Below are 8,160 nucleotides of genomic sequence, written 5' to 3'. Positions count from 1 at the left end.
GATCAGCGCGTGATGACGCTCGTGAAGGCTCCGGCGAACTCGGCGGCGATCGTCTCGACCAGATCGTCGGTCGTTGCGGTGGCGGGAACAGGCGGGGCATCCGGTCTCGTGCCCACATCCCGGGCTCGCTGCAGGGCCCACCACTGCACGCCCTCGGCGAGCAGTTGCTCGCCGAGCAGACGCAGCTGGTCAGCATCGGTGAGCGTCGGATGGACGGTCGTGCGCACCTCGTACTCCAGCGGCCGTTCGCTGCCCGCGCGCGCCCGTGCGGCATCCAGCAGGAGCCGCAGGGAGCGCCAGGCATGGATGCCGCTGCCGCGGCGCTGCGTCACGGTGGCGTAGTCGGCGGCGGATGCCTTGATGTCGAGGCCGACCCAGTCCAGTTGGGGAAGGACCGAGTCCAGTCGCGAGGGAAACGCGCCCCCGGTGTGCAGGCCGACGCGGATGCCGAGCCGTCGCGCCTCGTCGATGGCGGGGACCAGCGCGGTCTGCATCGTCGGTTCACCACCGGAGAAGACGACGCCGTCGAGCTGGGTGCGGCGCTCGTCGAGGAACGCGAGGACCTCGCGCCACGCGATCGTGCCGGTGCTGTGGGGGTCGATGAGGTCGGGGTTGTGACAGTAGACGCAGTCCCACGGGCACCCCTGAAGGAAGACCGTCGCGGCCAGGTGGTCGGGCCAGTCTGCTCCCGAGAATCTCGTGAGTCCGGCGATGCGTAGCTCGTCAGCTGTCTCTGACGCGAGCGCGTTCATTGTCGCGCCAGCGCCGGGGGCGCTGCATCCGGCTCGGCGGCTTCCGGCTCCGGCGCGGCACGGGTGGCATCGAAGTACACGCGCTCGGCGGCTTCGCCCTGCTTGCCGATGTTGAACGAGGACACCGGCCGGAAGTAGCCCATGACGCGCGTCCACACCTCGCAGTCCCGACCGCAGCGCGGGCAGAGCGGGTGGTCGCCCGAGACGTATCCGTGTGCGGGGCAGATCGAGAAGGTGGGCGTGACAGTGAGGTAGGGGAGCCGGAACTGCTCGAGGGAACGCCGAACCAGGTTCTTGCAGACGGATGCCGACGCAACGGCTTCGCCGAGGTACAGGTGCAGCACGGTTCCGCCGGTGTAGAGCTGTTGGAGCGGCTCTTGGAGGCTCATCGCCTCGAACGGATCATCGGTGTAGCCAACGGGAAGCTGCGACGAGTTTGTGTAGTACGGGTGGTCGGCGGTGCCCGCGTGGCGGATGCCGTCGCCGCCGGCGCCCCGGGGAGCGCCGCTCTGATCGCCGAATCTGGCGATGTCCAGCCGCGCGAACCGGTAGGTCGCGCTTTCGGCGGGGGTCGCTTCGAGGTTGTACATGTGCCCCGTCTGTTCCTGGGCTTCGACCATGCGAGCCCGAACGTGCTCGAGCAGCCACGACGCCAACTCCATGCCCTCGGCATCCGTGATGTCGTGAGCGTCGAGGGTGAAGTTGCGGATGAACTCGTTGATGCCGTTGACGCCGATCGTTGAGAAGTGGTTGTCGAGCGTGCCGAGATAGCGCTTCGTGTACGGGAACAGGCCACCGTCGATGTGGCGGCCGATCTCTGCGCGCTTGGCTTCAAGGCTGTCGCGGGCGATGGCGATCAGCTCATCGAGTCGGTCGAGAACCCCCTGCCGGTCGCCGGGGTGGAGGTATCCGAGGCGGGCACAGTTGATCGTGACGACGCCGATCGATCCGGTCTGCTCGGCGGATCCGAAGAGCCCGTTTCCGCGCTTGAGGAGCTCGGTGAGGTCCAGCTGGAGCCTGCAGCACATCGAGCGGATCATGTGCGGGTCAAGGTCTGAGTTGATGAAGTTCTGGAAGTAGGGGAGTCCGTAGCGGGCTGTCATCGCGAAGAGGGCGTCGACGTTCGGGCCGTCCCAATCGAAGTCCTTCGTGATGTTGTAGGTCGGGATGGGGAACGTGAAGGCGCGACCGTCGGCATCCCCGTCGGCGTAGACCTCGATGAACGCGCGGTTGATCAGCGACATCTCCTCGGCGAGGTCTCCGTAGGTGAAGTCCTGCACGACGCCCCCGATCAGGGGCCGCTGGTCTGCGAGGTCGTCGGGGCACGTCCAGTCGAACGTCAGATTCGTGAAGGGCGTCTGCGTTCCCCAGCGGGAGGGGACGTTGAGGTTGAAGACCAGTTCTTGCACAGCCTGGAGCACCTGGTCGTACGAGAGCCCGTCGATGCGAACGAAAGGCGCGAGATACGTGTCGACGGAGCTGAACGCCTGTGCGCCCGCCCACTCGTTTTGCAGCGTGCCGAGGAAACTGACCATCTGACCGGTCGCTGCCGACAGGTGTCGTGGCGGCGCAGAGGAGATCCGGCCGGGGATGCCGTTGAAGCCCTGTTCCAGGAGGGTGCGGAGCGACCATCCCGCGCAGTATCCGGCGAACATATCGAGGTCATGGATGTGGATGTCGCCGTCGCGGTGCGCGGCTCCGGCCTCGGGGGAGTACACCTCATCGAGCCAGTAGTTCGCGATGATCTTGCCCGCGGTGTTGAGGATCATGCCGCCGAGCGAGTAGCCCTGGTTCGCGTTCGCGTTCACGCGCCAGTCCGACCGGGACAGGTATTCGTTGATCGTGTCTGACACGGCCACGGCTCGCGGTGAGGCGGCAGGGCGAGGTTTCATCGGCGGCTTCCTTCGGAGTGTGGGCGCGCGGTTCGGAGGGTTTCCCGGATCGCGGGAATGCCACTATATGCAGTGCTCGATCTCGAGCTCGACACAATATGTGGTGATCGACATGGTCAGACCACATGGCATCCTGCATCCTTGTGGCGGCGTACAGCATCGCGTGTCGGTCCCAGCGAAAACGCCACGGAGGAGTATCTGGCCAAAGCCCAACTGTTCGGTCGCGCCGTGTTGCGGGTGTTGAGCGCTGGATGGCGCAACAAGGCGCGACCGAAGTGTGAGGGGGTGGACTGGGATGGTGGAGCCCATCTCTTTCGGTCGCGCCGTGTTGCGGGTGGATTGCCGTGGATGTCGCAGTTTGGCGCGACCGAGTCCAGGGTGTCCGGACCTGGGTCACCGATGGGGGGACCTTGGCGCCTGACTAGAGGTATACCCCCGGGAGTACCTTCATGTCGGAGCCGCGAACCGCTGCGACCCGAATGTGAAGGAGAGCGCCATGAAGATCGTCGTCGTCGGAGGAGTCGCTGGAGGGGCATCCGTTGCCGCGAGAGCTCGCCGTCTGGACGAGTCGGCCGAGATCGTGGTGCTCGAGCGGGGCGAGTACGTGTCGTTTGCGAACTGCGGTCTGCCGTACCACATCGGTGGTGTCATCGCCGATCGCAGCCGCCTGCTGCTGCAGACTCCCGAGAGCCTTCGCGAATCGCTCGACATCGACGTGCGCATCGGCCAAGACGTGGTGGGACTTGACCGCGCCGCCCAGACGGTGACGGTGCGCGAGGTCGCGACAGGCCGCGAATACACCGAGTCCTATGACGCGCTCGCGCTGTGCCAGGGTGCCGATCCGCTGCAGCTTCCGCTGCCGGGGATCGATCTTCCCGGCATCCACACCCTGCGAAACGTCGCCGACATGGATGCCATTAAGTCGCGCCTCGACGAGGTCTTGGCCGCCGCAGCGTCCCGGGGACGGGCCGCGAAGACCGTCGTGATCGGCGCCGGGTACATCGGCATCGAGATGGCTGAGAACCTCATCCATCGCGGGGCTGAGGTCACCATCGTCGAGCTCGCCGACCAGATCCTCCCGCCGCTGGATAAGGACGTCTCGATTCCCGTCGAGCAGCACGCGCGGGGGCGCGGCGTCGAACTGCAGCTCGGCACCGCGGCCGCAGCCTTCACGCAGGCATCCGATGGGATGCTGCGCGTCGAACTCAACAACGGACAGTCGCTTCCGGCCGACCTCGTCGTGCTGTCTGCGGGCGTGCGCCCGAACGTGACCCTGGCCCGCGAGGCGGGGCTGGAGATCGGCGAGCGCGGCGGCATCGTCGTCGACACGCACATGCGCACCTCCGACCCGCACATCTGGGCGGCGGGCGACGCTGTCGAGACCGCGCACACCGTGCTGCGACCGGGAGAGCCCGCGCGGTGTGACAGGCTGAGATCGTGACGATCCAACCCCCCGCTCCCGGAGAGCCGCGCCGCCCGTCGGGCCCGCGCGATCCCGGTGACGCGTGGGTGATCGCGCCGACGGGGGAGCGCTACTGGGGTCGGTTCGGCGCAGCGGGTCTGCTCGCCGTGGATGCCGAGCGCGGCATCCTGTTGCAGCACCGCGTCGGCTGGAGCCACCACGGCGGAACCTGGGCGCTGCCCGGCGGTGCGCGACACGAGAACGAGGATGCCGGTGTGGCGGCGCTTCGCGAGGCTCGGGAGGAAGCCGCGGTGCCGCCGAATGCCGTGCGGCAGCGGTTCTGGAGCGTGCTCGATCTCGATATCTGGTCGTACACAACGGTGATCGCCGACGTCATCGTGCCGTTCGACCCGCGAATCGCGGATGCCGAGAGCGTTGCGCTCGAGTGGGTTCCCGTGGACGCGGTCGCGGATCGACCGCTGCATCCGGCCTTCGCCTCGGCGTGGGAGCATCTTCGCCCGCTGCTGTCGGTGCGTCCTGCGGTCGTCGTCGACTCCGCGAACGTCGTGGGTTCGGTGCCAGACGGATGGTGGCGCGACCGTGCTGGTGCGGCCGAGCGCCTGCTCGAACGGGTTCGGCACTGGCAGGCGCGGGGAGTGGATGCCGAGGCGCTCGGGCTTCCGGGAGCGCACTGGTTCCCTGCCGTGGCGGTCGTGCTCGAGGGTCAGGCCAAAGGCGCGGCTCGACCTGCGGATGACGCAGGCGCCGGCATCCGTGTCGTGCTGGCACCCGGCGAGGGGGATGACGAAATCGTCGCCGAGACGCAGCGGCGCATCGGCGCCGGTGAGCAGGTCGTGGTCGTGACGAGCGACCGAGGACTGGCCGCCCGGGTCAGCACAGTGGGTGCGCGGGTGGTCGGTGCAGGCTGGCTGCTCGATCAGCTTGACGCGTCCGCGTAACGAGCGTTATTCGGCGGACCGGCCGCGCAGCCGGTCGATATCGCGGCGCTCACGCTTGGTCGGCCTGCCCGCCCCGCGATCACGGACGGGAACGAAGGGTGTCTCTTCCCGAGACGGCCGGGCCGGGGTGCGATCGTCTACCGCGAGGGCAGCCGCCGGTGCTCCGACGCGCTTGGTCAGGAGCTGCTTGACGACGAGGATGCGGTCGAAGCCGGCGATCCGGACGCGCAGCTCATCGCCGATCCGCACGGGCTGAGCGGCCTTCGCGCGATCCCCGCCAACGCGCACATGCCCCGCGCGGCACGCCGCGGTGGCTGCGGATCGGGTTTTGTAGACCCGCACGGCCCAGAGCCAGGCATCCACGCGCACGGAGTCGGTCACACCGTCGATTCTCTCGCGGCCCGCGCCGCGTGGGTCGCGATCACGGCGCCCACGGCGATGAGTCCCTGCCCGAGTGTGTAGGTGATCATGACGAGGGCGCTGCTTCCCGACGGCATGGAGTCTGGAAGAAACAGCCGGAACGCGAGCACCGTGTCGGAGATCAGGAAGAACGCGCCGCCCCACGCGATGGCGGGGTGGCACCGCGTCGAGAGCACGGCGGTTCCGCCGAGGACGAGGCCGTAGAGCGCGACCGCCACCGCGAGTCCGCCGAGAGTCGGCCAGAGGTACACGACCAGGACGACCCACCACACGGCGTAGACGGCAGACCACCACGGCACACGCCGAACCGCGAAGAACCGCCAGAACAAAACGATGTAGGCGACATGCGCGAGGCCGAAGCACAGGAGCATCGCCGGCAGCTCGTCATCGAGGAACGGGAAGAAGGTCGCGGCGCCGTCGCCGAGCCACGACAGCGCGAGAGCGACAAAAAGCAGCGTGTAGGGCGGACCCCACTGCGACCCGCGGCCACCCCAGAGCACAGCCACGGCAAGAAGCGGCATGAGTGCCAGCTTGGTGGGGCCGCTCACGGCATCCCACCCCGACAGCAGCGCCGTGACGTGCACGATCGACACCGCAACGTAGGGCAAGAACCCCCACCACCAGCGCGGGGAGAGGTCGGATGCGGCGACTCGGGTCGTAGCGGCATCAGCGGTCACAGACACTCCTTCGTGTTGGGAACCGCTCCCACCCTATTGCTGGTGAGTGCGCGAGAGGTAGCGCTTGCGGCCGAGTGATCGCGACAATGGACGGGGAGGGAGTCAGGATGGCGGAGTCGACGGTGACGGCGTGTCCGTCGTGTGGTGCGAAGAATCGGGTGCCGGCGGCGCGCACCGGCAAGGTCCGTTGCGCCTCGTGCCACGCGGATCTGCCCTGGCTTGTGGAGGCCGACGACGCTTCGTTCGACGCTGTCGTGGGTGATGCAACGCTTCCGGTGCTCGTTGATGTGTGGGCGCCGTGGTGCGGTCCGTGCCGGATGGTGTCGCCAATCGTCGAGCAGATGTCGCGGGAGTTCGCCGGCAAGCTCAAGGTCGTGAAGGTGAACTCGGATGAGTCGCCGCGCGTTTCGCAGCGTCACGGCATCCAGAGCATTCCGACTCTGCTGCTGTACCGGGACGGCGCGGAGCAGTCGCGGCAGATCGGCGCGCTTCCTGCGCCGCAGTTGCGCCAGTGGGTTGCCGGGCAGGTCGGTTAGAGGTTCGTATCCCCGGGTGCCTGGCGCGCGGGGATGAGGAGCGAGGCAAGAAGCGCCGCGACCGCGAGCACCGCGATCAGCCCGAACGCGAGTGCGTAGGACGCAGGATCCGGTTCGTCTCCGCTCGTGGCGAGCAGTGCCGCGCATCCTGCTGCCCCGAATGCGCCGCCGATCTGACGTGCGGCGATGTTGACGCCGCTGACGCTCGAGATCGTGTCGTCATCCGTGACGTCGACGAGCACGTTGACCAGGCCGGCCGAGCCCGTAGCGACGCCCGCACCGACGAGGACGGAGCCGGCGAGCAGACTCGGCAGCGTATGAGCCCCCGCCGCGAGGATGATGCCACCGATGACCGTGGCCGCTGCGCCGAGAACCGCGGGTCCGCGCCTGCCGAGGCGTCGCCGCAGGATGCCTGACAGCGGCCCGACCGCCGCCATCGCCGCGGTCGCGGGTAGGAGCAGGAGCCCCGCGAGCGTGGCCGGTGTCAGCGGCCCCGCAGTGGCATCCCCGACTTCGATGAAGACCGGGAGGGCGACGAACGTTGCGAACAGGGCGGCGCCGAGGAACAGGGAGGTCACGTGCGAGGTCCAAAGCGCCCGGACACGGAGGTGCGAGACGCCCGCGGACTCTGACCGTCTGACCACTCGCCATGCCCACACGGAGATGACAGCTGCGCCGGCGGCCAGGCTCCCGACGGTGAGCGCGACCTCGGCGTCGGAGCGCGGGGCCTCGGTGACCGCGAAGAGCAGGATCGCCACACCGCCCGCGAGCAGCAGCGAGGACGCGAGGTGGAGCGGCTGGCGATCCGCGCGCGGGGCCTCGGCGAGACCGAATGTCATCACTCCGGCAACGGCGAGTAGTGCGAAGGGCAGCCATGCGAGAGCCTGCGTGCCGACACGGTCGACGAGGATGCCGGCGATGACGACCCCAAGTCCGGTCCCGGTCGCGAAGGTTCCCGTGAGCAGCCCGACGGCGAGCGGACGTTGCGCTTCGGGAACGACGCGGCGCGCCAGGGCGATCGCCAGCGGAAAGACTCCGCCGCCGAGGCCCTGCAGTGTTCGACCCGCGATCAACTCGCCCATCGAGCCGGCGAGGCCCGCGATCGCGAGGCCGACCATGACGACCGGTATCAGGATCAGCAGGACCAGTCGGGGTCCGAACGTGTCGCCGAGCCGTCCGATCACGGGTGTCGTAGTCGCTGCGACGACGAGCACGATCGTGAGTGTCCAGCTCGACTCGGCAGCTGTCGTGCCGAACTGGTCAGCAGTGATCGCGAGGGTCGGCGCGACCATCGAGAGGGGGAGCGCAGCGCCTAGCGTTGCGATGACCAGGGTGACGAGGCTCACCACGCCACGGTGCGACATCCGTGCGCGCACAGGTTCGCTCTGGGCCATGCATCCACGCTACCGACGGATGCCGAACCCACCGGCGAGCTCGATTCTCGACTGGCCGCGGGACCGGCTAGGATAGGGGAGTTGTCCGCGCTTCGGCGCGGCTCCGGGATGTGGCGCAGCTTGGTAGC

The 8,160-nt window shown here is 68.3% G+C and carries 8 protein-coding genes; 3 read left to right on the top strand and 5 right to left on the bottom strand.

Annotation, left to right across the window (positions count from 1 at the left end):
- Positions 1-2: 2 nt before the first annotated feature.
- Both B3587_RS07280 and B3587_RS07275 read right to left on the bottom strand, forming a co-directional pair.
- Complete coding sequence (locus B3587_RS07280; RefSeq protein ID WP_292727533.1) at positions 3-752, bottom strand: anaerobic ribonucleoside-triphosphate reductase activating protein; 750 nt, start codon at positions 750-752, stop codon at positions 3-5.
- Positions 749-2,644 (bottom strand): ribonucleoside triphosphate reductase, encoded by a 1,896-nt coding sequence (locus B3587_RS07275; RefSeq protein ID WP_292727531.1) that lies wholly within the window; start codon positions 2,642-2,644, stop codon positions 749-751. The genes B3587_RS07280 and B3587_RS07275 overlap by 4 nt, the downstream gene beginning before the upstream one ends.
- Positions 2,645-3,140: 496 nt before the next feature.
- Here B3587_RS07275 and B3587_RS07270 point away from each other — a divergent pair, with 496 nt between their 5' ends.
- A complete protein-coding gene (locus tag B3587_RS07270; protein WP_292727529.1) occupies positions 3,141-4,085 on the top strand; it encodes an NAD(P)/FAD-dependent oxidoreductase in 945 nt (314 codons plus the stop codon).
- Positions 4,082-5,005: an NUDIX domain-containing protein gene (locus tag B3587_RS07265; protein WP_292727527.1), complete on the top strand. Its 924-nt coding sequence runs from the start codon at positions 4,082-4,084 to the stop codon at positions 5,003-5,005. Before B3587_RS07270 ends, B3587_RS07265 begins: the two co-directional genes overlap by 4 nt.
- Before the next feature lie 6 nt (positions 5,006-5,011).
- Here B3587_RS07265 and B3587_RS07260 read toward each other — a convergent pair whose 3' ends face one another.
- Complete coding sequence (locus B3587_RS07260) at positions 5,012-5,386, bottom strand: RNA-binding S4 domain-containing protein (RefSeq protein WP_292727525.1); 375 nt, start codon at positions 5,384-5,386, stop codon at positions 5,012-5,014.
- Positions 5,383-6,102 carry a lysoplasmalogenase gene (locus B3587_RS07255; protein WP_292727523.1) on the bottom strand — a complete coding sequence of 240 codons (720 nt, stop codon included), beginning with the start codon at positions 6,100-6,102 and terminating at the stop codon, positions 5,383-5,385. Before B3587_RS07255 ends, B3587_RS07260 begins: the two co-directional genes overlap by 4 nt.
- Positions 6,103-6,209: 107 nt before the next feature.
- On the opposite strand from B3587_RS07255, the gene trxA reads away from it, so the two are divergent.
- On the top strand, positions 6,210-6,638 hold the full coding sequence (trxA, locus tag B3587_RS07250) for a thioredoxin (protein ID WP_292727521.1): 429 nt from the start codon (positions 6,210-6,212) through the stop codon (positions 6,636-6,638).
- Here trxA and B3587_RS07245 read toward each other — a convergent pair.
- On the bottom strand, positions 6,635-8,032 hold the full coding sequence (locus B3587_RS07245) for an MFS transporter (protein WP_292727519.1): 1,398 nt from the start codon (positions 8,030-8,032) through the stop codon (positions 6,635-6,637). The genes trxA and B3587_RS07245 overlap by 4 nt on opposite strands.
- Between the last annotated feature and the right edge of the window lie 128 nt (positions 8,033-8,160).

Origin of the sequence: Microbacterium sp. UBA837 (assembly GCF_002296025.1) — a bacterium.
Taxonomy (GTDB): domain Bacteria; phylum Actinomycetota; class Actinomycetes; order Actinomycetales; family Microbacteriaceae; genus Microbacterium.
Note: the sequence above shows the minus strand (reverse complement) of the source record. Positions and strands in the feature narration are given on the sequence as shown.

Coding starts and splice junctions, on each gene's coding strand:
- B3587_RS07280 (WP_292727533.1), bottom strand. CDS start 752: ATGAACGCGCTCGCGTCAGAGACAGCTGACGAGCTACGCATCGCCGGA.
- B3587_RS07275 (WP_292727531.1), bottom strand. CDS start 2,644: ATGAAACCTCGCCCTGCCGCCTCACCGCGAGCCGTGGCCGTGTCAGAC.
- B3587_RS07270 (WP_292727529.1), top strand. CDS start 3,141: ATGAAGATCGTCGTCGTCGGAGGAGTCGCTGGAGGGGCATCCGTTGCC.
- trxA (WP_292727521.1), top strand. CDS start 6,210: ATGGCGGAGTCGACGGTGACGGCGTGTCCGTCGTGTGGTGCGAAGAAT.
- B3587_RS07245 (WP_292727519.1), bottom strand. CDS start 8,032: ATGGCCCAGAGCGAACCTGTGCGCGCACGGATGTCGCACCGTGGCGTG.